This window comes from Duganella sp. SG902 (genome assembly GCF_013376005.1).
GTDB lineage: Bacteria > Pseudomonadota > Gammaproteobacteria > Burkholderiales > Burkholderiaceae_D > Rugamonas.
Window position 1 is genome coordinate 104,815 of record NZ_JABMJK010000002.1, and the last position, 21,621, is coordinate 126,435.

The following is a 21,621-nucleotide window of genomic DNA, read 5'->3' on the forward strand; positions in this document are numbered from 1 at the left end:
GCAGCCGCCACGCATTCCGACCGTCTCAACATGAAAAAAAACGTAGCAACCATCCGTGACGTGGCCGCCGCCGCCGGGGTCTCGACTGCCACCGTGTCCAAGTTCGTCAACGGCGCGCAGCGGTTCTCGCCGGCCGTCGAGGCGACCATCACGGAAGTGATTGCCAGGCTGGGCTACCGTTCCAATCCGCTGGCCGCGTCGATGATCACCGGCCGCACCAAGAGCATCGGCCTGTCGGTGCTGGACGTCAGCAACCCGCACTTCACCAGCATCGTCAAGGGCGCCAACCGGGTGGCGCTGGCGCACGGCTACACGCTGCTGCTGGTCGACACGGAGGAGAACCCGGGGCGCGAGCGCCCGCTGCTGGAGGCTCTGAGCCGCAGGGTGGACGGCATGATCGTGTTCTCGCGCATGCTGGAAGCGGAAATGGACTGGATGACGGAACTGGGCAAGCCGCTGGTGTTCTTCGGCCGCCTGAACCGGCTGGAGATCCCGTGGGTGATCAGCGACGACCATCGCGGCGCCTACATGCTGACGCGCCACCTGGTGTCGCTGGGCCACAAGCGCATCGCCTACCTGAGCTTCCCGCGCTCGCGGCGCGACGAGGAGCGGCTGGGCGGGATCCGCGAATGCCTGGCGGCGCACGGGCTGGAACTGGCCATCCACGAGGGCGAGGCGCCGACCTCGGCCGAGGGCGAGCGGGTGTGCTCGGCGATCATGCTGGGCGCCGAGCACCCGGACGCGCTGATCTGCTACAACGACCTGATGGCGCTCGGCTTCATGAAGGCGGCGCAGACGCTGGGCTTCAAGCTGCCGGAGGATATCTCGGTGGCCGGCTTCGACAATATCCAATACGGCTTGTACACGTCGCCGCCGCTGACCACGGTCGACCTGCAGAGCGAGCGCATGGGCGCGGCGGCGATGGAAAAGCTGATCGCCACCATCGACGGCAAGGCGCCGTCGACCACCACCATGATCGAGCCGCAGCTGATCCTGCGCGGCTCTACCCTCAAGCGCAACTAAGACTCGATAAGGCTGGAGACGCGCGTGGGCGAGATCGGCAGGCGCACCGCGTCCGGGCGCCAGCCGTAAAGGATTTCGGTGGCGCCGCCGCAGATGCGGCCCTGGCATGGCCCCATGCCGCAGCGCGTTTGCAGCTTGGCGCTGCGCCAGCCGGTGTGCGTGCGCAGGTCGCCGTGGCAGACGTCCTCGCAGCGGCAGACGATGGTGTCGTCGCCGGCCAGTGTGCGCAGTTCCGCGCGCAGCGCGAACGCGCGCGCCAGGCGCGCGGCAAACTTGCGCCAGCGCGCGCGCGCGCCGAAGCCTTCCTGCGCCAGCTGCTGGTAGCCGCTGGCGGCCAGCCCGGCGATGCGGCCCTCGGCCAGCGACAGGTCGACGCCGCCCACGCCGGTGCCCTCGCCGGCGCAATAGACGTCAGCCACCGAAGTCTGCTGCCACTGGTCGACCGTCACCGCGATCTGGCCGTCGACCGCGCGGGTGGCGCAGCCCAGCGCCTGCGCCAGCTCCACGTTGGGCAGCAGGCCGTAGCCGCAGGCCAGGAAGTCGCACTGCAGGGTTTCCTGGTCGCGCTCGCCGCCGCGCTGGATCTGCACCGACTGCAGCGTGCCGTCGCCGTGCGCGGAATGCACGTAGCTGTCGCGCAGATAGGGCACGCCGCTCAGCTGTGACGCCAGTTGCAGCGCTTGGGTGATTTTGGACGGCGTCGCCAGCAGCCCGAGGCCGAAGCGCAGCAGCGCCGGCGTGCCGGCTTGTTCGACGATGGCGACGATGTGCGCGCCTTTGGCCCTCAGCGTGGCGGCGGCGGCCAGCAGCAGCGGGCCGGTGCCCGCCACCACCACGCGCTTGTCGCGCAGCGGATAGCCGCCCTTGGACAGCGCCTGCAGGCCGCCGGCGCCGGTCACGCCGGGCAGCGTCCAGCCGGGGAAGGGCAGCAGGCGCTCGCGCGCCCCGGTGGCCAGCACCAGTTTTCGGTAGTAGAGCGTGAGCGCCGCGCCGGACGTCTGCACCAGCAGATGGTTGGGCTGCGGCGCGTACATCACCCGCGTTTGCGGCATGAATTCGACGTTGTCCTCGGCGCGCAAGGCGTTCCACAGCCGCGGCGCGCGCGGGTCGGTCTGCAGGTCCGGACCGCCGCGCCAGATCTGGCCGCCGGCCAGCGGGTTGTCGTCGATGATGCCGACCTGCGCGCCTTGCGCGGCCGCCGCGTGCGCCGCCGCCAGGCCGGCGGGGCCGGCGCCGACGATCAATACGTCGTAGTGTTTCATGGCGCGCCCTCGCTGGCGGTGACCACGTGCATGCCGTCGGCGCACAGGGTCTGGCACGAGAGCTGGTGCGCGCGGCCGTCGATGGTGACGCGGCATTCCTGGCACACGCCCATGCCGCACAGGGGGGCGCGCGCGGCGCCGCCGACCGAGCGGCGGGTGACGCCTCCCCCGGCCAGCGCGATCGCGGCGGCCACGGTGAGGCCGGCTTCGACGGCGACGCTGCGCGCGTCGATGCTGAGGGTGATCAGGGTGTCAGGCATGGAAGCGTCCCGGCAGATAAGGCGCAAACGGGATGCGCGTGTTTTCTTGCTGGATCTGGCCCGCCAGCAGTTGCGCCGTCGCCAGCGAGGTGGTGATGCCCAGTCCCTCGTGGCCGGTGGCCAGCCACAGGCCGCGCCGGGCGGCGGTGGGGCCGATCAGCGGCAGGCCGTCCGGCGTGGCGGCGCGGAAGCCGGTCCAGGTGCGGATGATGTTCAGCTCCGCCAATTGCGGAGTAAAGCTGGTGGCATGGCGCAGCATACGCTGCAGCATGGCCGGCTCCACCGCCGGATCGATTGTGTCGAACTGGCGGGAGGAGCCGATCAAGATTTGCCCGGTAGGGCGGGGCTGCAAATTGAAGGCCACCGAGTCGCCGCTGGCGGCGTGCGCGCTCTTGATGTAGCCCAGCTCCACCAGTTGGTGCTTGACGAAGCCGGGGTAGCGGTCGGTGATGGCCAGGTGTCCTTTTTTCGGTTGTATCGGTAGTTCGGGCAGCAGCGCGCTGGAACGCGCGCCGGCCGCCAGCACGATGTATTGCGCCTGGTGGCGGCTGCCGTCGGCCAGCACCACGGCGTGATCCTCGATCGCCGTGACGGTGGCGCGCTGGGTGAGGGCGCCGCGCCGCATGGCGCGATCCAGCAGGATGCGGGTGGTCTTGGGTGGATACACCAGCCCGTCGCCGCGCACCAGCAGGCCGCCCGCCAGGCCGGCGCGCAGCTGCGGCTCGCGCGCGTACAGCGCGGCGGGCGTCAGCACCTCGCACAGCAGGCCATGGCCGGCCAGGGTTTGCGCCTTGGCCAGCGCGGCCTGCATTTCTTCCTCGTCGGCGGCCACCCAGATGGTGCCGCAGCCGCTGTATTCGTGGCGCTGCGGGCGGTCGCCCACCAGGTCGCGCCACAGCGACAGCGAGTAGGCCGACAGCGCCAGTTCGGCCGCGTTGTCGTCCATGACCACCAGGTGGCCCATGCCGGCCGCGGTGGCGCCGCCGCCGGCGATGTCCTGCTCGATGACCGCCACGCGCAGCCCGCGCTCACTGAGCGCGTCCGCACATGCGGCGCCGACGATGCCGGCGCCGATCACGATCACGTCGGCATTGATCAACGTATGCCCCAGACGAATGGGTCGGTCGGGTCGAGGATCAGCTGCGCTTGCGCGTTGACCCACGCCTTGCCGCGTATGCTCGGCAGCAGCTGACCGTCGCGCACGCGGTAGGAGGCTTCGAACACGCTGCCGATCACGCTTTCCTGCTTCCACAGCTCGCCCTCGGCCAGCTTGCCGTCGGCGGCCAGGCAGGCCAGCTTGGCGCTGGTGCCGGTGCCGCATGGCGAGCGGTCGTAGGCCTTGCCGGGACAGAGCACGAAACTCTGGCTGTCGGCGCCGGTGCGGGAATCGGCAAACAGCTCGACGTGGTCGATGACCGCGCCGTGGTCGCCGGTGATGCCGTTGTCGGCCAGCGCCTGCGCCACCGCCACGGTGTAGCTGGTCAGCGCCTCGATGTTATGCACGCCCAGCTCCAGCCCATGATCGGCCACCAGGAAGAACCAGTTGCCGCCGTAGGCGATGTCGCCGGTGACCGGGCCGTATCCCGGCACCTCGACGGTGACGGCGGCGCGGCTGCGGTAGGAGGCCACGTTATCGACGGTGACGCTGCCATCCGCGTGCAGTTCCGCCTCCACCACGCCGACCGGGGTGTCGATGCGGTGACGCCCGGCCGAAATGCGGCCCTTGAAGGCCAGCGAAGCCACCAGGCCGATGGTACCGTGGCCGCACATGCCCAGATAGCCGACGTTGTTAAAGAAGATCACCCCGGCCACGCAATCGGCGGCGTGCGGTTCGCACAGCAGCGCGCCCACCAGCACGTCCGAGCCGCGCGGCTCGCACACCACGGCGGAACGGAAGTTGTCGTGCGCGGCGCGCAGCAAGGCGACGCGCTCGCTGAGCGGGCCGTTGCCCAGTTCCGGGCCGCCGTCGATCACCAGGCGGGTAGGTTCGCCGCCGGTGTGGGAGTCGATGATGGAGATGGTTTTCATGCCATGAATCTTAGGCCGGACGGCCTGCCGTGTCTTGCACCGGCTGCGCACGATGGGTGACGAAATCTGCATAATGGTGCACAATGGGGCGCATGCGGAACGACCATGACAGCGCGCGCCACGCGATCGGCGCACAGATTGCCGACCCCTTCTTCGCGGAGGGGCTGTTCGACGCCCTGCCGGACGTGGTGTTCTTCGTCAAGGACCTCGGGGGGCGCTACGTGGTGGTCAACCAGACGCTGGTCCAGCGTTGCGGCCAGCGGCACAAGTCGGCGCTGATCGGGCGCACCCCGGCCGAGGTGTTTGCCCATCCCTTCGGCCAGACCTACCAGGCGCAGGACATGGCGGTGCTGGCGGGCGACGCCGACATCGAGGACCAGCTGGAGCTGCACCTGTATCCCAACCGCGATCCCGGCTGGTGCCTGACGCGCAAGAGCGCGCTGCGCGATGCGCAGGGCCGCATCATCGGCCTGACCGGCATCTCGCGCGACCTGGCGATGGCGGATAAAAAGAATCCTGCCTACCGCAAGGTGGCGGCGGCGGTGAACGTGATTCATGAGCAGTACGGCCAGCCCCTGCAACTGCCGGAGCTGGCGCGCATCGCGAACATGTCGGTGGCGCAGATCGAGCGCTACTTCCTGCGCATCTTCCACCTGACGCCGCGCCAGATGATCATCCAGACGCGGGTGGACGCCGCCTCGCGCATGCTGAACGGCGGCGCCAGCGTGGCCGAAATCGCCCAGGCCTGCGGCTACGGCGATCACTCCGCCTTCACCCGCCAGTTCAAGGCCACCACCGGCCTCACGCCCAGCCAGTACCGTCAGCTGGCGGCCGGGCGCAAGAGCGAGGGTTAGCCCTTCGCCAGTTGCTGGCCGACGTAGAGGCGGTAGTGCCTGATGCGGCCGGTGACGCCTTCCGGCCCCTGACGCGGGGTGTAGCGCAGGCCGGCCACCACGTCCTCCTTGCCAAGGTCGATGATCAGGCGGTGCGGGTGCTTGGCGCCCGGCGCGGTCGCCGCCTTGCCGCTGTAGGCGGTGTGCCAGAAGTCCGAGGCCTGGCCGTTGATGGCGTTGAGCGCGCCGCCGTCCTCCTTGGTGAACTCCTCGCTGCTGACGTAGGCGATGGTCCAGTTGGACTGGTTGAGCGGCTTGCCGTCGGTGCCCAGCAGCGCCAGTTCGGCCACGGCGGCGTACTGCTTGCCGTCGAAGGCGTCCAGCGATTCGAGGCAGAACTGGCGGCCCTTCACCGGCTGCGCGAACAGCACGTCCTGCACGGCGGAGCCTTGCGCGAACTCGCCTTCGTGGGCCGGCTTGACGCCTTCCAGCGCCGGCTTCACCTTGCTCGGCGGGCGCGCCAGGTCCAGCTCCGGACGCAGCTTGTCGAGGATGGGCGCTTTAAGACCCTCGATGCGCGCCGTGCGCGGGCCGGTCAGGTCCAGCACCACCACCTCGTTGCGGCCTTGTTTGATCCACGGGCCGGGCAGGTACATGGTCTGGGTCGGGCCGATGCTCCAGTAGCGCCCCAGGCAGCGGCCGTTGATCCAGACGACACCCTGGCCCCAGCCGGACATGTCGAGGAAGGTGTCGCCCGTCTGGGTGACATCAAAGCCGCCGCGCCAGAACGCCGCGCCTTGCGTGCGGCCGGTCTTCCACGTCAGCGGCGGCAGCACGCCGTCGGCGTCGAAGTCGATGGCGCGGATTTCCCAATTCTCCAGCGGCTTGCCATTGAGCTGCACCGGTCCATGCAGGCCCTTGCGGTCATGGATCTCGACGCCGAAGTTCACGCGGGCGATGGTGTACAGCAGGATTTCAAGCGTCGCCGGCTTGCTGCGCGCCGGCAGGTCGACGCTGAAGCGGCGATGGCGCGTGTCCATGGTGCCGACTTGCTTGCCGTCGATGCTGACCCACGCGAGGTCGCGCACCTTGGCCGCTTCCAGCGTGCCGGCCGGGCCGGCGGGCAGGGTGACGCGGTAGGAGACCAGGCCGCGGCTGATGTCGTACTGCTCGATCGGCTGCGGCGACACCGCGCGGATCACGTTTGCCGGCAGCGCGTCTGCCACGGCGCAGGACTCCTTCAGCGCGAATGGCTTGATGGCGATCAGCGGATTCGGTGCGGGCGCGGGCGGCAGCGTTTCGCCGGCCTGCAGGAAGGGCTTGATGCCCTCACGGTAGGCGGCGAACTTCTCGCCGGTCCATCCGGCTTCGCTGATCGGCGCGTCGTAGTCGTAGCTGCTGGTGTCCGGACGGAAGGGGCGGTCGCAACCGCCCCACAGGCCGAAGCTGGTGCCGCCGTGCGCCATGTACAGCGAGAACGAGCCGTTCATCTTCAGCATGGTCTGGATGTCGGCCACCGCGCCGGCCGCCGATCCGCGGCGGTGCGGCGCGCCCCAGGTGTCGAACCAGCCGGAGTAGTATTCGCCGCACATGCGCGGGCCCTTCTGCACCTGGTCCAGGGCCTTGAAGCCGGTCAGCGGATCACTGCCGAAGTTGGCCACGTTGAACAAGCCGTCGATGTGCGACTTGACCACGGCGTTGGTCGGGTTGCACTGGAACAGCGGCACGTCGAAGCCCGCGTCCTGCACCATGGCGCGCATCTCGCGCATGTACGACAGGTCTTCGCCGAAGAAGCCATACTCGTTCTCGACCTGCACCATCAGTATCGGGCCGCCGTGGGTGATCTGCTGCGGGCCGAGCACGCGGCCCACTTCCTTCAGATAGCGGCGCGCCGGCTGCACGAAGTTGGCGTCGCGCGTGCGCAGGAAGGCGTCGCCCGGCTTTTTCAGCAGCCACCATGGCAGGCCGCCCATTTCCCACTCGGCGCAGGCGTACGGGCCGGGACGCAGGATGACCCACAGGCCTTCCTGCTGCGCGAGCTTGCAGAACTCCGCCGCGTCGCGCTGGCCTTGCCAGTCGAAGCGGCCTTCGCGCCATTCATGGTAATTCCAGAACAGGTAGGCGCAAACGGTGTTCAGGCCCATGGCCTTGATGGCCTTCAGGCGGTGCTGCCAGTACTCGCGCGGCACGCGCGCGAAGTGCATTTCGCCGCAGCGGATTTGCAGGCGCTGGCCGTCCAGCAGGAAGTCGGTATCGCTGATGGTGAAGCGTGCGGCGGCTTGCGCGGACAGTGGCAGCATCAGGCTGCCGACGGATGCGGCGGCCGCTGCGCCAGCGCCGCGCAGCATGCGGCGACGGGATGCGGAAGTAATCGTCATTAGTAGTTCACCGGGTAGTCTTTAGGGAAGCGGGCGCCCGCGAAGGCTTTTTTCTGGGTCCAGTCCTGCGCTGGCGCGGTCCAGTAGCTGTCGTTTGGCGGCAGGCCAAGCGGCAGCAGGCTGGCGGAGGCGATGTACATGCTGCCGTTGTTGGAATACCAGTCGCCCAGCTCCGGTTGATGGCCGACGAAGCCGATGGTCAAGTAGCCGTCCTTGGTGAAGTTGGACGGCGCCGACCACACGGCCTTGTGCACGGCGTGCATGGCGGCGCGGATCTGGCCTTCCGGCAGGCTTTGCGGCAGTTGCTTGCGCAGCGCCAGCAGCGCCAGCGGCTGGAACGCGGCGGTGCGGTAGGTGAGCGAGCGGCCGATCGGCGGGAAGCTGCCGTCGGTGGAGATGAAGCGCTCCAGGTGCTCGCCGTAGCGCTGCATGCGCTTGATGGCTTGCGCGCGCAGCTCTTCCGGCTTGCCGTTCCAGAACGCGCCTTTTTTCGCATCCAGCACGTCGAGGATTTCGACCAGCATCGGGTGCATGACGAAGGCGTTGTAGTAGTCGAAGTGGAAGGCGTCGCCGTCCTTGATCCAGCCGTCGCCGACGTACCATTCGTTGATCTTGCGGATGGCGACGTTCATGCGCATCGGGTCGAATTCCTCGCCGATGGACATCAGCCACGCCTCGTTCATGGCGGCGAACAGCATCCAGTTGATGTAGGGCGGCTCGATGCGGCGCAGCGATTTGATCTCGGCGATGATGCGCTGCTTGGTCCTGGCGTCCAGCGGCTCCCACAAGGCTTGCGGCGCGCGCATCAGGGCGTTGGTGAAGTAGGCCGAATCGACCAGCGTCTGGCCGGGGCCTTTCCACAGCAGGTAGTCCGGGCTGGCCGGGTCGACCGAGTTGGTGTAGCTTTGCAGCGCCAGTTGGTGCAGGCGCTTGCGGGTGCGGCCTTCGGGCGTGCCGTCGTCGGGCAGGGCCAGCCATGGCGCGATGCCGGCGATCAGGCGGCCGAAGCATTCAAGGTAGGTCACGCCCTTGTCGCGGCCATCCCAGGTGGGGCTGACTTCGAGCGCGAAGTTTTTTTTCAGGGTGCCGGCGGCCATGTTGGTGAGCACCGGCTCGGACATTTTCTGCGCCAGCGCCGCCAGTTGGGCGCGCGCTTCGGCGCCGCTGGCGCCTGCGTTGGCTGCGGTGGCTGCATTGGCGGTTGCTGCAGCGGCGCCTTGGCTCGCCGCGATGCCGCCGGCTGCGGCGCCGGCGGCCAGTGCCTGGATAAAGTTACGTCGTTCCATTCAGTCTCCGTTGTTATTGACGCAGCAGGCGCACCAGCTCGGAGGACGCCAGCAAGTAGGCGCCCACGCCGAACGCCGTGGTCGAATTCTGGTCCACCACCTGTCCCGGTATGGCGCGGTCGCCGATCGGCTGCACGTAGCCGACCTTGCCGTCCGGCTGCAGGGCGGTGGTGCTCAGGTAGCGCCAGCCCTTGCGCACCACCGGCAGGTATTCGGCACGGTCCAGCAAGCCGTTGTTGATGCCCCACAGGTAGCCGTAGACGAAGAAGGCGGTGCCGCTGGTCTCCGGTCCTGGCGCGTGCTGCGGATCGAGTAGGCTGCGGGTCCAGTAGCCTTCCTCCGTTTGCGCTGCCTTCAGCGCCTGCGCCATCTGCTGATACTTGACCAGGAAATCGGTGCGGTGCGGATCGTCCAGAGGCAGGTCCTGCAGCACCTTGGCCAGGCCGGCGAACACCCAGCCATCACCGCGCGACCAGAAGTCCTTCTTGCCGTTCACGCTCTGGTGCTTGGGATAGACGTAGCGCGCGTCACGGTAGTACAGCTGCGCGTCCTTGTCCCACATGATGCTGTTGGAGTAGTCGAAATACTCGTACAGCTTGGAGAGGTATTGCTTGTTGCCGGTGATTTTGTACATCTTGGTCATCACCGGCATCACCATGTAAAGGCCGTCCGACCACCACCAGTAATCCTTGTTCGGAGTGCTCATCTGATACTCCATCACCTCGCGCGCGCGGGCGATTTTTTTCGGATCTTTATCGAGCTGGTACAAGTCGGCATAGGTTTGGAAGCAGATCTGCCAGTCGCCGAACAGCACATGCTCGTCGGTCTCGCCGTACTGGTACTTCCATTTGCTCTTGTCGGTGGATTTGGCGCCTTGCCAATCGTTGTGGGCGGCCCAGTCCTGCGAGTACTTCAGCCAGGCCTTGTTGCCGGTGATGCGGTAGGCTTCGATGTTGCCGGTGTGGTAGGCGGCGATGTCCCAGAACGCCCACTTCTGCGCCGGCTCGCGCTGCTGCCAGTAGTTGTTAACCTTGTTCATAATGCCGACAACCTCCTGTTCGGAGGTGTCGACCGCCGGCGGCGCCGAAGCGCAGCCGGCCAGGCTAGCCGCCAGCAAGCCGGCGGCGTAGAGTCGTTTCATCATAGTTTAGAGTTTCCCCCGGATGCCGATTTTGATCGTGCGGCCATCATACTTCGCATAGTCCATGCGCGTCTTCTTGCCGCTGCCGTATTTGCCGCTGGCGTCTTCGAAGTAATCGTACGCCAGCGTGTTGCTCAGGTTGAGCGCATCCAGACGCAGTTCCAGCTTGTCGTTGATCTTGTAGCTGATGTTGGCGTCCAGGTAGCCGCGGCCTGCGCGCCAGCGGATCAGGTCATCACCGAGGTTGCGCGGGCTGTCCGGATGCAGCGACTTGTCCTTGTAGTTGTAGGACATGCGCGCGGCCCATGGGCCCTGCTCGAAGTAGACGGTGGTGCTGTAGGCGTACTTCGGCACGGAGTTCACATCGATCACCTTGCCGGCGTTGGTCACCCAGGGCACGCTGTTGAAGGGATTGATGTGGGTGTAGCTGGCCAGCGCACCGAGGCCGTTCCATGGCGCCGGCAGGAAGCTGAAGGCCTGCTGGTAGGCCAGCTCGTAGCCCTTCAGCGTTTGCTCGCCGGCGTTGGTGTAGGTGCGCAGCGTCATCGCCAGGTTAGGATCGACGTGGCCGTTGGCGTCCTGGAACAGCGGGCCGAGCGCCGTATCCGGCAGGCCCAGCGAACCGAAGGTCACCACGCGGGTGTTGGCCACGGTGGCGTCGGTCAGCTTTTTCTGGAACACGGCGGCCGACAGCATGCTGCCCGGCTGGAAGTACCATTCCAGGCTGGTGTCCAGGTTCTTCGACTGCTGCGGACGCAGGTTCGGATTGCCCGAGGTGGCGGTGGTGTCGAACTGGTTCGGGATCACGGTCTGCGCGGCGATGATGGACAGCGAGGCGCGGGTGATGGTCTTGCCCCACGAGGCGCGCCACATCAGGTTGTCCGTCACGTCGAAGGCGCTGCTGATGGCCGGCAGCACGTTGCTGTAGGAGCCTTGCTCGTGATTCGGCGAGTAGACCAGGCTGGTGCCCTTTTGCTTGAAGTTGTCGATCTTGGTCTCGGTCTTGGAGAAGCGCACGCCGGCGTTGATGCGCAGCTCGTGGCCGGCGATCTCGCCCTTGAAGTCGGACTGCGCGAACGCCGTCTTCACGTCCTCCTCGGCCGCGAAGCTTTGCGACGGCGTGAAGGTGGAGTCCGGGTTGTACACGTTCGGATCGAACTGCGAGTAGAAGTAGCTGCTGTTCCAGGTGGCCCAGCTGTGCGGCCAGCCGGCGCCGAAGTCGAGGTTGTCGATCGGCAGCTGCGAGGTCATGGCGCTGCGCAGGCCGGCCGCGCCGATGCTGTTCAACTTGGCCGTGGCCAGCGCGGTGCCGTTGCGCTTGTCGACGCCCTTGATGGTGGCCACGTAGGACAGGCCGGTCTTCAGGTGGCCGGTCCAGCCGCCGGGCAGGTCGTAGTCGTAATCGGCGCTCACGCGCGCCTGCTTGCCCTTGTCGGTTTCCTTGGTGCGGCCGCTGCTGATGGTGAAGCCGCTCCAGCTGTTGGGATCGGTGTAGCTGGTGGGCGAGGAGATCGATGGGTAGACGTGGTCGTCGCCGTAGTCGATGGTCGAGGTGGCGCCATAGATGTAGCCGGACAGCTGGCCGGTGGCGCTGGTGGCGGTGCTCTGGTTCAGGCTGGCCTGGCCGCTCAGGGTCAGTTTCGGGCTGGCCTTCCAGCTGGCGTTCAGGGCGCCGTAGCCGAACTTGGTCTCGTCCTCGGTGTAGCCGGCGCCGGCGTTGTAGGTGGTGTTGCCGAAGGTGCCGGTCAGCAGGTTGGTGGCCGGGTCGATCTTCACGTTCAGCGGGATCAGGCCGTTGTTGCCGGACGCGCCCACCGGGGCGTTGCGGTTGGTGGTGGCGGTGCTGCGGATCAGGATGCCGAACAGCTGCTCCTTGCGGGTGTTCTCCAGCTTGGAGTACATGGTGTCCAGGCTGACGTTCAGGGTCGAGGTTTTCCACTGCACAGACGACACCAGGCCGTCACGCGTGCGCTCGTTTTCCGAACCGTAGAAGCGATAGATGCGCGGCAGGAAGGCGTTCGCCACCTGGGCGCGGGTGTAGCTGCCGAGGTTGGCCAGCGGGCTGTCGAAGTCCAGCGCCAGGGCGAAGTTGCCCTTGACCGGGCTGGAGCTGCCGTTGGCCGAGCTGTTGTAGCCGCCGGTCGCCTCGAAGCCGGAACGGGTGTTGACGTTGCCCGAGTGCGAGGCGCCGATCAGGAAGCCCAGGTTGTCCCAGGTGTTCGAGTACAGCACGAAGCCGTTCGGGTCGTTGTGCTTGGAGGCGGTGTTGTAGGTGTCGGTCAGGCCGTAGCGGATGGTGCGCTTCGGATTGTCGAACGGGCGCGGGGTCTGCAGGTCGACCACGCCGCCCAGGCCGCCTTCGGTCAGCTCGGCCAGCGGCGACTTGTAGAAGTCCACGCGGCCGAACAGCTCGGAGGCGAACACGTCGTAGTTGAAGCCGCGCGCGGCCGAGCCGATGGTGGCGGTGGAGGTGGTGTTGACCGGCGCGCCGTTCAGGGTGGTGACCGAGTATTCGGTCGGCAGGCCGCGGATCGAGATGCGCTGGCCCTCGCCGGACGACTCGTCGCGGTTCAGGATCACGCCCGGCACGCGCTGCAGCGATTCGGCCACGTTAGCCTCGGGGAATTTGCCGATGTCCTCCGCCACGATGGAGTCGCGCACGCCGATGGCCTGCTGCTTGAGGTTCAGCGCCTTTTGCAGGCTGGAGCGGAAGCCGGTCACCACCACGGTGGTGGTGGTGGCGGAGTCGTCGGCGGCGGCCGGAGCCGGGGCGGGAGCTTGTTCCTTGGTGGTGTCCTGCGCCAGCGCCGCAGGTGCATACATGGCCGCCAGTGCGAGCGGAACCAGAGTCTCCAGTATTTTCTTTTTCATGTCTTCCTCAGTGATTAGTTCTGGGATGGTGCAGGTTGTCTGATGACCTGTCAGAAGCAAGACTAAACACTTCGCGTTGCGTGAGCAATACGATTAGAAAACGTTTTATTGCGGTGTTGGAATGGACGCAAACGGGCGGCAAGGCCCGGTTTATCTATGAACGAGGGTTTTCCGACTATATGGTGAAAGTGGAAACGCTCAAGATGGTGATTATTTAAACGTTCTGGTATGCCGACATCGTATAGACCAATGCAAAATTTCTATACGATTTGTGGAAAAAAACCTACGAGGGCAGGGGGCGGACGTTGATCACGCGGGTGGTGGAAACAGTTTCCAGCTCATAGGGAATACGGACGTTCGGTCCTTTGAAATCCTTTGTGTTGCGGGTAACGACAAGAAGGCGATACGCTTGCGCAGTCGCCATGATGATGGCGTCAGGAAGGGCAATTTTGCGCCGTTTGCGTACGCTAGCATGCCTGAGTGACGTTGCAAGCATCATGATCAGGTCGTCTGTGTGAATCACTTCAAAACCAAAGTGGTTCATGAATTTTTGGATCCGAAGCGCCTCGCGGGGAGTGGTGCCTGCATAAACCTCAGCAAAAGTGATGACGCTGATCGTCGGCGTCCCCCATGCTGAAAGTTCGTCGAAGGCTTCCTGATGCGAGTGAAGCGCATCGATCAGGATGTTGGTATCGAACAGGACTATTCCCATTCTTCCCTCATCATGCGTTGATACTCAAGGCCGTCATTAGGAATGTCGTTGCGCCCTGTCCACAATCCAAATATCTCTTTCAGTGCTGCTATTCGACGGATGCGGTTAGTCTCGTAGTCAGGATCCTTTTTCATCTCCCGCACGATCATAGCCAAGTCTTCAGAAGATATTTCGTCTTGGACTGGATCAGGCCAGTCCCATGGTTCAGGTCGGTCGTTCATGATGTACCTCCTTGGAGAGGGACATTATCGCGCCGCCGATCTGCGATTTGATTGATCCAAAACGAAAAAGCCGCAAATCACACGCGTGATTTGCGGCTTCCGGATCTGGTGGTGATAGGTGGACTTGAACCACCGACCCTAGCATTATGAATGCTATGCTCTAACCAACTGAGCTATATCACCGAAACTGTCGCTGAAACAAAATGGCCTGTGCCGTCGCCGGTCAGGCCATTCGTCATGAAATTCTGTGGTGGTGATAGGTGGACTTGAACCACCGACCCTAGCATTATGAATGCTATGCTCTAACCAACTGAGCTATATCACCTGCAACGCCCGATATTATCGGGGGTGATGTCCGCAGTGTCAAGGAACCAGCCCCACTTTTTTCAAAAAAGTGACCCCCTATCGTGCTAATGCCGTTCAGTTTGCGCTTAATTCGTCATTCCGGCGCAAGCGGACGGTCCGGCGATGCGGTCCATACAAAGCATGCGTTACCAGAGTATATGCGTTCTATGGGTTCCGGCCTTCGCCGGAACGACGCCGTTTAACTGAACGACATGACCGCTATCGTGCGGCTGTCGTCAAAACCTTGGCATATTGGTATTCTGCCGTGTGAGCAGAATTTTAACGGGGGCGACATGGCGACCAATATCTTTGTGAACCTGCCGGTGCGCGATTTGCAGAAATCGATCAAGTTCTTCACGCATCTGGGCTACAGCTTCAACCAGCATTACACGGACGAGTCCGCCACTTGCATGATCGTGGCCGAGAATATTTACGTGATGCTGCTGACCGAAACCCGCTTCAGGGAGTTCACGCCCAAGCCGGTGAGCGACGCGCGCACGTCAACCGAGGTGCTGACCTGCCTGCAGCTGGAGTCGCGCCAGGCGGTGATCGACATGGTGGCCAAGGCGGTGGAGGCCGGCGGCCGCGCCTACAAGGACCCGCAAGACCACGGCTTCATGTACGGCCACGGCTACGAGGACCCCGACGGCCACCTGTGGGAACTGGTGCACATGAGCGGCGAGCCGTCCAAGCACTGACGTTTCTGCGGACTAAGCCAGCCGTTCGGCAATCTGCGCCAGCATGGCGCCGGCCGGATTCGGGCCGAGGCAGTCCAGCACCACCCGCTCCGGCATCGAGCGCAGCCACGTCAGCTGCCGCTTGGCCAGCTGGCGCGTGGCGATGATGCCGGTCTCGCGCATGGTTTGATAGTCGATGCTGCCGTCCAGGTATTCCCACGCCTGCCGGTAGCCCACGCAGCGGATCGACGGCAGCCCGAGGTGCAGGTCGCCACGCCTGCGCAAGGCCTCCACCTCGGTGATGAGGTTACCCTGCGGGCTTTCTTCCAGCATGATGTCGAAACGGCGCGCGATGCGCTGGTGCAGCACCGCGCGATCGGACGGCTCCAGCGCGAACGACAGCAGCTCGAACGGCAGTTCGGTTTGCTCACGCTGCGCCAGCAGTTCGGACATGGGCTTGCCGCTCAGCGTGTGGATTTCCAGCGCGCGCTGGATGCGTTGCGAGTCGGCCGGCGCCAGCCGCGCGGCGGTTTCCGGGTCGACCGCGGCCAGGCGCGCGTGCATGGCCGGCCAGCCGAACCGGGCCGCTTCCTCATCCAGCGCGGCGCGCACGGCGGGATCGGCGCCGGGCAGGTCGTCCAGCCCATCGGCCAGGCCCTTGAAGTACAGCATGGTGCCGCCGACCAGCAACGGCAGTTTGCCGCGCGCGTTGATCTCATCGACCAGGCGCAGCGTGTCCTTGCGAAATTGCGCCACCGAGTAGGAATCCAGCGGGTCGATGATGTCGATCAGGTGGTGCGGCACGGCGGCCAGTTCTTCCCTGGTCGGCTTGGCGGTGCCGATGTCCATGCCGCGATACACCAGCGCGGAATCGACCGAGATGATCTCCGACGGGATGCGCTCCGCGATCGCCAGGGCGGAGGCGGTTTTGCCCGACGCCGTCGGACCCATGATGGCGACGGCCAGTGGTTTGGTGCTCATGATTATTGGCCGCGCAGGAACAGCTTATCCAACGCGCCGATCTCGACCTGCACCCACGTCGGGCGGCCGTGGTTGCACTGGTCGGCGCGCTCGGTGCTTTCCATGTGGCGCAGCAGGGCGTTCATTTCCTGCAGCGAGAGGATGCGGTTGGCGCGCACGGCGGTGTGGCAGGCCAGGGTGCCGAGCAGTTCGTTCTGGCGTTCGATCAGCACGCGCGAGCCGCCGAATTCGCGCACGTCGCGCAGCACGTCGCGCGCCAGCGTCTGGGCGTCGGCGTTTTTCAGCAGGACCGGGACCGAGCGCACCGCCAGCGTGGTGGGCGAGAGGACGGCGATGTCGAAGCCCAGCGCCCGCAGGGTGTCCTGATGCTCTTCGGCGGTGCCGACTTCCACCGCGTCCGCGTAGAACGTGACGGGGATGAGCAGCGGTTGCACCTGCATTTCCTCGCCGGCCACGCGGCTGTTCAAGGCGGTTTTCAATTGTTCGTACAGGATGCGCTCGTGGGCGGCGTGCATGTCGACCAGCACCAGGCCCTTGGCGTTCTGCGCCAGGATGTAGATGCCGTGCAGCTGCGCCAGCGCGAAGCCGAGCGGGAATTCTTCCTGCGCCATGGCGGCGGCGGAGACGGTGAAGCTGCTGGCCTGCGGCAGGGCCAGGTCGGATTCGTTGCGCGCGGGCGGGGCAGGGCGGTCGTCGGCGCGGAACATGGCGCCGTAATTTTCAAGGCTCTGCGCGACGCCGCCTTCAGCGGTGAAGCGTGGCGGCGTGTAGGAGGTGCTGACACTGCCGGTGTCCGCGCCGCGCGAGCCGAACGGCGATGGCGAGAAGGTCGGCGTGTAGTCCGGCGCCAGCAGGGAGCCGAACGAGGTTTGCTCGCCGCGCCAGGCCGGGGTGGCGTTCAGGCTGTCGGCGGCGGGCAGCGGCGAGGGCACGCTGCCGTGCGCGGTGGCCGAGGTTTGCGCCAGCGCGCGCTGCACGGCATGGAACACGCACTGGTGCACCGCGCGTCCATCGCGGAAGCGCACCTCGATTTTCGAGGGGTGCACGTTGACGTCCACCAGCGCCGGGTCCATGTCCAGCGACAGCACGTACGAAGGGAAGCGGTCGCCATGCAGCACGTCCTGGTAGGCCGCCTTCACGGCGTGCACCAGCACCTTGTCGCGCACGAAGCGCCCGTTCACGTAGAAGAACTGGCCGTCCGCGCGCGCCTTGGAGGCGGTCGGCAAGCCGATGTAGCCGTGCAGGCGCAATGGCCCCACCGTCTCGTCCACCGGCAGGCGCGCCTCGGCGAAGCCATCGCCCAGGATCTGCGCGCTGCGCCTGGCGATTTCGCTCACGTTCCAGTGGTCGACCGTGCGGCCGTTGTGGGTGAGCGAGAACGACACGTCCGGCCGCGCCAGCGCGATGCGGCGCACCACTTCCGCGCAGTGGCCGTATTCGGTCTGCTCGGATTTCAGGAACTTGCGGCGCGCCGGCGTGTTGTAGTACAGGTCCTTGACGTCGATGGTGGTGCCCAGCGCGCCCGAGGACGGGGTGGGCGTGGCGTTGTGCGAGCCTTCGATTTCCCACGCGTGGGCGGCATCGGCGGTACGCGAGGTGATGGTCACCTGCGCCACCGAGGCGATGGAGGCCAGCGCCTCGCCCCGGAAGCCCAGGGTGCCGACATTTTCCAGATCGTGCAGCGAGGCGATCTTGGAGGTGGCGTGGCGCGCCAGCGCCAACGGCATCTGCTCGTGCGGGATGCCGCGGCCGTTGTCGGTGATGCAAATGCGTTTGACGCCGCCTTCCTCCAGCCGCACCGTGATCTGGGTGGCGCCGGCGTCCAGCGCGTTCTCCAGCAGCTCCTTGACCACCGCCGACGGCCGTTCCACCACCTCGCCGGCGGCGATCTGGGAAATCAGCTGGTCAGGCAGGGCCTGGATAGGGCGTGGGGCGTGGGCGGAGGTGTCTGGCGCGTTCATCCCGGGATTATAACTTGCCCGCTTCCCGCACCGGGATGGCGGCGTTGCACAGCTCCACGTAGTTGGCCGCGTATTTATTCCACGGGCCGCCGCGATTGCGCTGCGCCTCGATCACTTTCTGGTAGATCGGCGCCTCGCTGCGCATCACTTCCAGATGGCTGCGTTCCGTCTCCGGCACATCGGCCGCCAGCCGCACCGAGATGATAGGCGTGCGCGCCTCCTTGGGCCCGTAGAAGCCCATGGTCTCGCCGCCGCGCGGCAGGGTGGCCAGCAGCGGCATGCCCGATACCACCCGTCCCACCACGGTGATGTTGCGGTCCAGGTGGCGCGGCGCGTGGCCGTTCACCGCGTACAGCTCGGCGCCGGTGCCGCTGTCGGTGTCGTTGTCGCGGCCCACGCCCACCATGCCGTAGCAATGCGCCAGCCAGGTGGTGCCGGCCTTGGGATCGCGCCCCACCGGGAAACCGTTGGAGTGGCCGATCTGCGGCGCGTAGCCGTCGAAATCCTTCTGGCGCACGAAGCGCTTGTCGTTCGACATCGGCACCGTGAACTCGCCCGGCACCTTGGTTTTGGCCGAACCGAGGGACTTGGGATTGGTTTCCGCGTTCGGGTCGCCCCACTGCGCCACGTAGTTGTCCTGCGAGCGGTTCACCGCCAGCCCGTCGAAATAGCGTTCCTTCACCAGCGTCTTGATGTTGGCGATGGCTTGCGGCGCGAAATCCGGCGCCAGCTCGATCACCACGCGTCCGCCCGGCAGCTCCATGTACAGGGTGTTTTGCGGGTCCAGCGGGCGCCAGTCCGACGGTTGGGAGGTCTTGACGATTTCGCCGGCGCTCGGGCGCACCGGCAGGTCGGCGGCGGTGGCGGCCAGGGTCGCGGCCAGTGCCGGCAGGGATAAAACGCGTAAGCTGCGGAATAAAGTCATGCAAACTCTCCTAGGTGGGGCCAACCATTGTAAACTACGTCCGCCGGGCCGCAGGTGGTGTATGATTCTGGCGCTCACTTTATGGGAAGAATATGGATTTTATGCAATTTTTTGACATGATTCTTCATGTCGACAAAACACTGGAAGTGCTGATCCAGCAATACGGAACGCTGATCTACGTCGTACTGTTCGCCATCATCTTCGCCGAGACCGGCCTGGTCGTTCTGTTCTTCTTCCCCGGCGACACGCTGCTGTTCATCGCCGGCGCCCTGTGCGCGGTGGGCGAAATGAACCTGCCGCTGCTGATGTTCCTGCTGACCACCGCCGCCATCACCGGCAACACCTGCAATTACTGGATAGGCGAGAAGGTCGGGCAAAAGGTGTTCACCCACGATTACCGCTGGATCAACAAGGACGCCCTGAAGAAGACCCACGATTTCTTCGAAAAGCACGGCGGCAAGACCATTGTGCTGGCGCGCTTCGTGCCGGTGGTGCGTACCTTCGCCCCGTTCGTGGCCGGCGTGTCGGACATGACCTTCGCCCGCTTCCAGCTGTACAACTTCGCTGGCGCGATCCTGTGGGTGGTGCTGCTGACCACCGCCGGCTACTTCTTCGGCAACATCCCTATCGTGCGCGAGCACCTGACCGAGATCGTGCTGGTCGGCGTGGGCGTGGCGGTGGTGCCGATGGCCATCGGCGGCGTGTACAAGCTGTCGCGCCGTCTGCAAAGCCGCTGAAACCCGCATGCAGTCACGCTGCGCCGGCGCCGCAGCGTGACGTTTTGACAGTTTCCCCGCGCCTCACCCTCAAGTTTTTCCCTAAAGCATCCGTATACCAGACTGTAATTGTCATCTCTGGATACTCATGCGCTCTCTTGCCCTCACCCTGATTGCCTGCTGCTGCGTTGCGAATGCGGCCGGCGGCGCAAACGACCCGCTCATTTCGCCATCGACGAAATCGGCGGTGGGCGGTGTGGCGGGCGCGCTGTCGTCGTCGGCCTCCGGTTCCTCCTCCTCGGCCCCTGCCCGCAAGCTGACCGAGCGCGAAAAGGAAGCGCAGGCGGAAGCCGACCTGTCGGCCCGCATCCAGGAGCGGCTGGCCATCATGCGCGCCAACCAGGCGGCGCGGGTGGCGGCGGCGGCCAAGGCCAGGAAGGCCGCCGAGAGCAAGGCGGCGGTGGAGGCGGCCAGGCCCAAGGTGTACAGCAATGAATGGTCGTACGAGGGCGAGAACGGCCCGGCCAACTGGGGCAAGATCAATCCCGCGTGGGCCAAGTGCGGCAGCGGCAACCGCCAGTCGCCGATCGACATCCGCGACGGCATGAAGGTGGAGCTGGAGCAGATCGCGTTCGACTACCATCCCTCGTCGTTCAATGTGACGGACAACGGCAAGACGGTGCAGGTGATGGTCGGCGGCGGCAACTTCATCACCGTCGGCAACCGCATGTATGAGCTGATCCAGTTCCATTTCCATCGCCCGTCGGAGGAGCGCATCAACGGCAAGGGCTACGAAATGGTGGTGCACATGGTGCACAAGGACGGCGAGGGCCGCATCGCCATGCTGGCGCTGCTGCTGGAGCGCGGCAAGTCGCAGCCGGTGATCCAGACCGTGTGGAACAACCTGCCGCTGGAAAAATACGACACGGCCGCGCCGTCGACCGTGCTTGATCCGATGGAACTGCTGCCGGGGCGGCGCGACTACTACACCTTCATGGGCTCCATGACCACGCCGCCATGCCAGGAGGGCGTGCTGTGGATCGTGATGAAGGAGCCGGTGCAGGCCTCGCCGCAGCAGATGGCGCTGTTCAGCCGTCTCTATCCGCTGAACGCGCGGCCGGTGCAGCCGGGCTCCGGCCGCATCATCAAAGAATCGAATTAAACGCTGATCTGGTGCTTGCCGGTCCAGGTGGCGCCGGCCTCCAGCGGACGCTGGTCGATGCGCGCCGGTTCGATGCAGACAAAGCGCAGATACTCCTCGTCCGCCAGGTCCACCAGCGCCCTGGCATCTTCCCGGCCCGGATTCCACACCACCCATTCGCTGAAGCCCTGCTGCTCCAGGCGCAGGGTGGCGTCGGCCGTGTTCAAGGTCAGCGACGGCGTCGACTTGTACAGGCGGTCGTGCTTCTCGGTGAAGTGCAGCGCGGGGTACTCCTGCGTCAGCGTGTTGAGGTGATGGTCGGTGTATTGCTGGTGCTGCAGGCCGCTGATGCTGGTGGCGTCCAGGTGGCCGACGTCGTAATAAGTGTGCAGCGCGACGCCGAACGGGAAGGCCTGCTGGCCGCTGTTGTGCACCGTGTAGTCGAATGCCAGCGCGTCGCCGTGCAGCGTGAAGCGCAGGGCCAGGTCGAACGCGTGCGGCCACGCCTCGGTGTGCTCAGGTGACAGGTCGTCCTGATTCAGGCGGAATTCGAGGAAGGAGCTGCCGCCATCGCCGCCGCTGCCGTCCAGGCGCCAGGTGTTCACGCGCGCGAAGCCGTGGCGCAGGCCGGGGCCGCGCACGTTAAACTGCGGGAAGATGACCGGCACGCCGCCGCGTATGGCCTTGCTGCCGTCCAGCGGGGTTTGCGCGCTGACGAACAGGCGTTCCTTGCCATCGGCGGTTTTCCACGACAGCAGGTGGGCGCCAAACAGGGATACGGTGATTTGCGCGCCATCGGCGGCGGTCAGGCTAACGGCGGGCAGGGCGCCGTATTCGGTCATCGTTACTACAGCCATGTC

At 65.7% G+C, this 21,621-nt stretch carries 19 protein-coding genes and 2 tRNA genes; 5 read left to right on the forward strand and 16 right to left on the reverse strand.

Annotation, left to right across the window (positions count from 1 at the left end):
* Nucleotides 1-30: 30 nt before the first annotated feature.
* The gene (locus tag FHW83_RS03980) at nt 31-1,023 is read left to right on the forward strand and encodes a LacI family DNA-binding transcriptional regulator (RefSeq protein WP_176645077.1); all 993 of its coding nucleotides are present in this window, start codon (nt 31-33) and stop codon (nt 1,021-1,023) included.
* Here the strand turns inward: FHW83_RS03980 and FHW83_RS03985 are convergent.
* From FHW83_RS03985 to FHW83_RS04000, 4 genes are read right to left on the reverse strand one after another with little or no spacing between them, the layout of a single operon-like run.
* On the reverse strand, nt 1,020-2,285 hold the full coding sequence (locus tag FHW83_RS03985; RefSeq protein WP_176645078.1) for an FAD/NAD(P)-binding oxidoreductase: 1,266 nt from the start codon (nt 2,283-2,285) through the stop codon (nt 1,020-1,022). The two genes, FHW83_RS03980 and FHW83_RS03985, sit on opposite strands and share 4 nt — an antisense overlap.
* Nucleotides 2,282-2,545, reverse strand: coding sequence for a 2Fe-2S iron-sulfur cluster-binding protein (locus FHW83_RS03990; protein WP_176645079.1), 264 nt, complete (start codon nt 2,543-2,545; stop codon nt 2,282-2,284). Before FHW83_RS03990 ends, FHW83_RS03985 begins: the two co-directional genes overlap by 4 nt.
* Complete coding sequence (locus FHW83_RS03995; RefSeq protein WP_176645080.1) at nt 2,538-3,644, reverse strand: FAD-binding oxidoreductase; 1,107 nt, start codon at nt 3,642-3,644, stop codon at nt 2,538-2,540. Before FHW83_RS03995 ends, FHW83_RS03990 begins: the two co-directional genes overlap by 8 nt.
* A complete protein-coding gene (locus FHW83_RS04000) occupies nt 3,641-4,573 on the reverse strand; it encodes a 4-hydroxyproline epimerase (RefSeq protein WP_218106087.1) in 933 nt (310 codons plus the stop codon). The genes FHW83_RS03995 and FHW83_RS04000 overlap by 4 nt, the downstream gene beginning before the upstream one ends.
* Nucleotides 4,574-4,665: 92 nt before the next feature.
* Here FHW83_RS04000 and FHW83_RS04005 point away from each other — a divergent pair, with 92 nt between their 5' ends.
* Nucleotides 4,666-5,427 (forward strand): AraC family transcriptional regulator, encoded by a 762-nt coding sequence (locus tag FHW83_RS04005; RefSeq protein WP_229224011.1) that lies wholly within the window; start codon nt 4,666-4,668, stop codon nt 5,425-5,427.
* On the opposite strand, the gene FHW83_RS04010 is transcribed toward FHW83_RS04005, so the two are convergent.
* The 8 genes from FHW83_RS04010 to FHW83_RS04045 all read right to left on the reverse strand — a co-directional run bounded on the left by FHW83_RS04010 (nt 5,424) and on the right by FHW83_RS04045 (nt 14,340).
* Nucleotides 5,424-7,784 carry a beta-galactosidase gene (locus tag FHW83_RS04010; RefSeq protein ID WP_176645082.1) on the reverse strand — a complete coding sequence of 787 codons (2,361 nt, stop codon included), beginning with the start codon at nt 7,782-7,784 and terminating at the stop codon, nt 5,424-5,426. The genes FHW83_RS04005 and FHW83_RS04010 overlap by 4 nt on opposite strands.
* Nucleotides 7,784-9,070: a DUF2264 domain-containing protein gene (locus FHW83_RS04015; protein ID WP_176645083.1), complete on the reverse strand. Its 1,287-nt coding sequence runs from the start codon at nt 9,068-9,070 to the stop codon at nt 7,784-7,786. The genes FHW83_RS04010 and FHW83_RS04015 overlap by 1 nt, the downstream gene beginning before the upstream one ends.
* A gap of 13 nt (nt 9,071-9,083) precedes the next feature.
* Nucleotides 9,084-10,214, reverse strand: coding sequence for a glycoside hydrolase family 88 protein (locus tag FHW83_RS04020; RefSeq protein WP_229224012.1), 1,131 nt, complete (start codon nt 10,212-10,214; stop codon nt 9,084-9,086).
* Nucleotides 10,215-10,217: 3 nt separating this feature from the next.
* Nucleotides 10,218-13,082 carry a TonB-dependent receptor gene (locus FHW83_RS04025; protein WP_176645084.1) on the reverse strand — a complete coding sequence of 955 codons (2,865 nt, stop codon included), beginning with the start codon at nt 13,080-13,082 and terminating at the stop codon, nt 10,218-10,220.
* A gap of 283 nt (nt 13,083-13,365) precedes the next feature.
* Nucleotides 13,366-13,794 (reverse strand): PIN domain-containing protein, encoded by a 429-nt coding sequence (locus FHW83_RS04030; protein ID WP_176645085.1) that lies wholly within the window; start codon nt 13,792-13,794, stop codon nt 13,366-13,368.
* The gene (locus tag FHW83_RS04035) at nt 13,785-14,015 is read right to left on the reverse strand and encodes a hypothetical protein (protein ID WP_176645086.1); all 231 of its coding nucleotides are present in this window, start codon (nt 14,013-14,015) and stop codon (nt 13,785-13,787) included. Before FHW83_RS04035 ends, FHW83_RS04030 begins: the two co-directional genes overlap by 10 nt.
* A 106-nt stretch (nt 14,016-14,121) precedes the next feature.
* A tRNA-Met gene (locus FHW83_RS04040) sits at nt 14,122-14,198 on the reverse strand.
* A gap of 65 nt (nt 14,199-14,263) precedes the next feature.
* Nucleotides 14,264-14,340, reverse strand: a tRNA-Met gene (locus tag FHW83_RS04045).
* A 313-nt stretch (nt 14,341-14,653) separates the two neighbouring features.
* Between FHW83_RS04045 and FHW83_RS04050 the strand changes: the two genes are divergently transcribed.
* Complete coding sequence (locus FHW83_RS04050) at nt 14,654-15,058, forward strand: VOC family protein (protein ID WP_176645087.1); 405 nt, start codon at nt 14,654-14,656, stop codon at nt 15,056-15,058.
* Between the two features lie 12 nt (nt 15,059-15,070).
* On the opposite strand, the gene miaA is transcribed toward FHW83_RS04050, so the two are convergent.
* Genes miaA through FHW83_RS04065 form a run of 3 tightly spaced genes read right to left on the reverse strand, consistent with a single transcriptional unit; the run spans nt 15,071 to nt 18,904 of the window.
* On the reverse strand, nt 15,071-16,018 hold the full coding sequence (gene miaA / locus FHW83_RS04055; RefSeq protein WP_176645088.1) for a tRNA (adenosine(37)-N6)-dimethylallyltransferase MiaA: 948 nt from the start codon (nt 16,016-16,018) through the stop codon (nt 15,071-15,073).
* A 2-nt stretch (nt 16,019-16,020) separates the two neighbouring features.
* Nucleotides 16,021-17,979, reverse strand: a complete 1,959-nt coding sequence (mutL, locus tag FHW83_RS04060) for a DNA mismatch repair endonuclease MutL (RefSeq protein WP_176645089.1) — start codon at nt 17,977-17,979, stop codon at nt 16,021-16,023.
* Between the two features lie 7 nt (nt 17,980-17,986).
* Nucleotides 17,987-18,904: a peptidylprolyl isomerase gene (locus FHW83_RS04065; protein ID WP_176645090.1), complete on the reverse strand. Its 918-nt coding sequence runs from the start codon at nt 18,902-18,904 to the stop codon at nt 17,987-17,989.
* Nucleotides 18,905-18,996: 92 nt separating this feature from the next.
* Here FHW83_RS04065 and FHW83_RS04070 point away from each other — a divergent pair, with 92 nt between their 5' ends.
* Nucleotides 18,997-19,641, forward strand: a complete 645-nt coding sequence (locus FHW83_RS04070) for a VTT domain-containing protein (protein WP_176645091.1) — start codon at nt 18,997-18,999, stop codon at nt 19,639-19,641.
* Between the two features lie 127 nt (nt 19,642-19,768).
* Complete coding sequence (locus FHW83_RS04075; RefSeq protein ID WP_176645092.1) at nt 19,769-20,782, forward strand: carbonic anhydrase; 1,014 nt, start codon at nt 19,769-19,771, stop codon at nt 20,780-20,782.
* Here the strand turns inward: FHW83_RS04075 and FHW83_RS04080 are convergent.
* A complete protein-coding gene (locus FHW83_RS04080; protein WP_176645093.1) occupies nt 20,779-21,618 on the reverse strand; it encodes a D-hexose-6-phosphate mutarotase in 840 nt (279 codons plus the stop codon). The genes FHW83_RS04075 and FHW83_RS04080 overlap by 4 nt on opposite strands.
* Nucleotides 21,619-21,621: the final 3 nt, after the last annotated feature.

Coding starts and splice junctions, on each gene's coding strand:
- FHW83_RS03980 (WP_176645077.1), top strand. CDS start 31: ATGAAAAAAAACGTAGCAACCATCCGTGACGTGGCCGCCGCCGCCGGG.
- FHW83_RS03985 (WP_176645078.1), bottom strand. CDS start 2,285: ATGAAACACTACGACGTATTGATCGTCGGCGCCGGCCCCGCCGGCCTG.
- FHW83_RS03990 (WP_176645079.1), bottom strand. CDS start 2,545: ATGCCTGACACCCTGATCACCCTCAGCATCGACGCGCGCAGCGTCGCC.
- FHW83_RS04000 (WP_218106087.1), bottom strand. CDS start 4,573: ATGAAAACCATCTCCATCATCGACTCCCACACCGGCGGCGAACCTACC.
- FHW83_RS04005 (WP_229224011.1), top strand. CDS start 4,666: ATGCGGAACGACCATGACAGCGCGCGCCACGCGATCGGCGCACAGATT.
- FHW83_RS04010 (WP_176645082.1), bottom strand. CDS start 7,784: ATGACGATTACTTCCGCATCCCGTCGCCGCATGCTGCGCGGCGCTGGC.
- FHW83_RS04015 (WP_176645083.1), bottom strand. CDS start 9,070: ATGGAACGACGTAACTTTATCCAGGCACTGGCCGCCGGCGCCGCAGCC.
- FHW83_RS04020 (WP_229224012.1), bottom strand. CDS start 10,214: ATGATGAAACGACTCTACGCCGCCGGCTTGCTGGCGGCTAGCCTGGCC.
- FHW83_RS04025 (WP_176645084.1), bottom strand. CDS start 13,082: ATGAAAAAGAAAATACTGGAGACTCTGGTTCCGCTCGCACTGGCGGCC.
- FHW83_RS04030 (WP_176645085.1), bottom strand. CDS start 13,794: ATGGGAATAGTCCTGTTCGATACCAACATCCTGATCGATGCGCTTCAC.
- FHW83_RS04035 (WP_176645086.1), bottom strand. CDS start 14,015: ATGAACGACCGACCTGAACCATGGGACTGGCCTGATCCAGTCCAAGAC.
- FHW83_RS04050 (WP_176645087.1), top strand. CDS start 14,654: ATGGCGACCAATATCTTTGTGAACCTGCCGGTGCGCGATTTGCAGAAA.
- miaA (WP_176645088.1), bottom strand. CDS start 16,018: ATGAGCACCAAACCACTGGCCGTCGCCATCATGGGTCCGACGGCGTCG.
- mutL (WP_176645089.1), bottom strand. CDS start 17,979: ATGAACGCGCCAGACACCTCCGCCCACGCCCCACGCCCTATCCAGGCC.
- FHW83_RS04065 (WP_176645090.1), bottom strand. CDS start 18,904: ATGACTTTATTCCGCAGCTTACGCGTTTTATCCCTGCCGGCACTGGCC.
- FHW83_RS04070 (WP_176645091.1), top strand. CDS start 18,997: ATGGATTTTATGCAATTTTTTGACATGATTCTTCATGTCGACAAAACA.
- FHW83_RS04075 (WP_176645092.1), top strand. CDS start 19,769: ATGCGCTCTCTTGCCCTCACCCTGATTGCCTGCTGCTGCGTTGCGAAT.
- FHW83_RS04080 (WP_176645093.1), bottom strand. CDS start 21,618: ATGGCTGTAGTAACGATGACCGAATACGGCGCCCTGCCCGCCGTTAGC.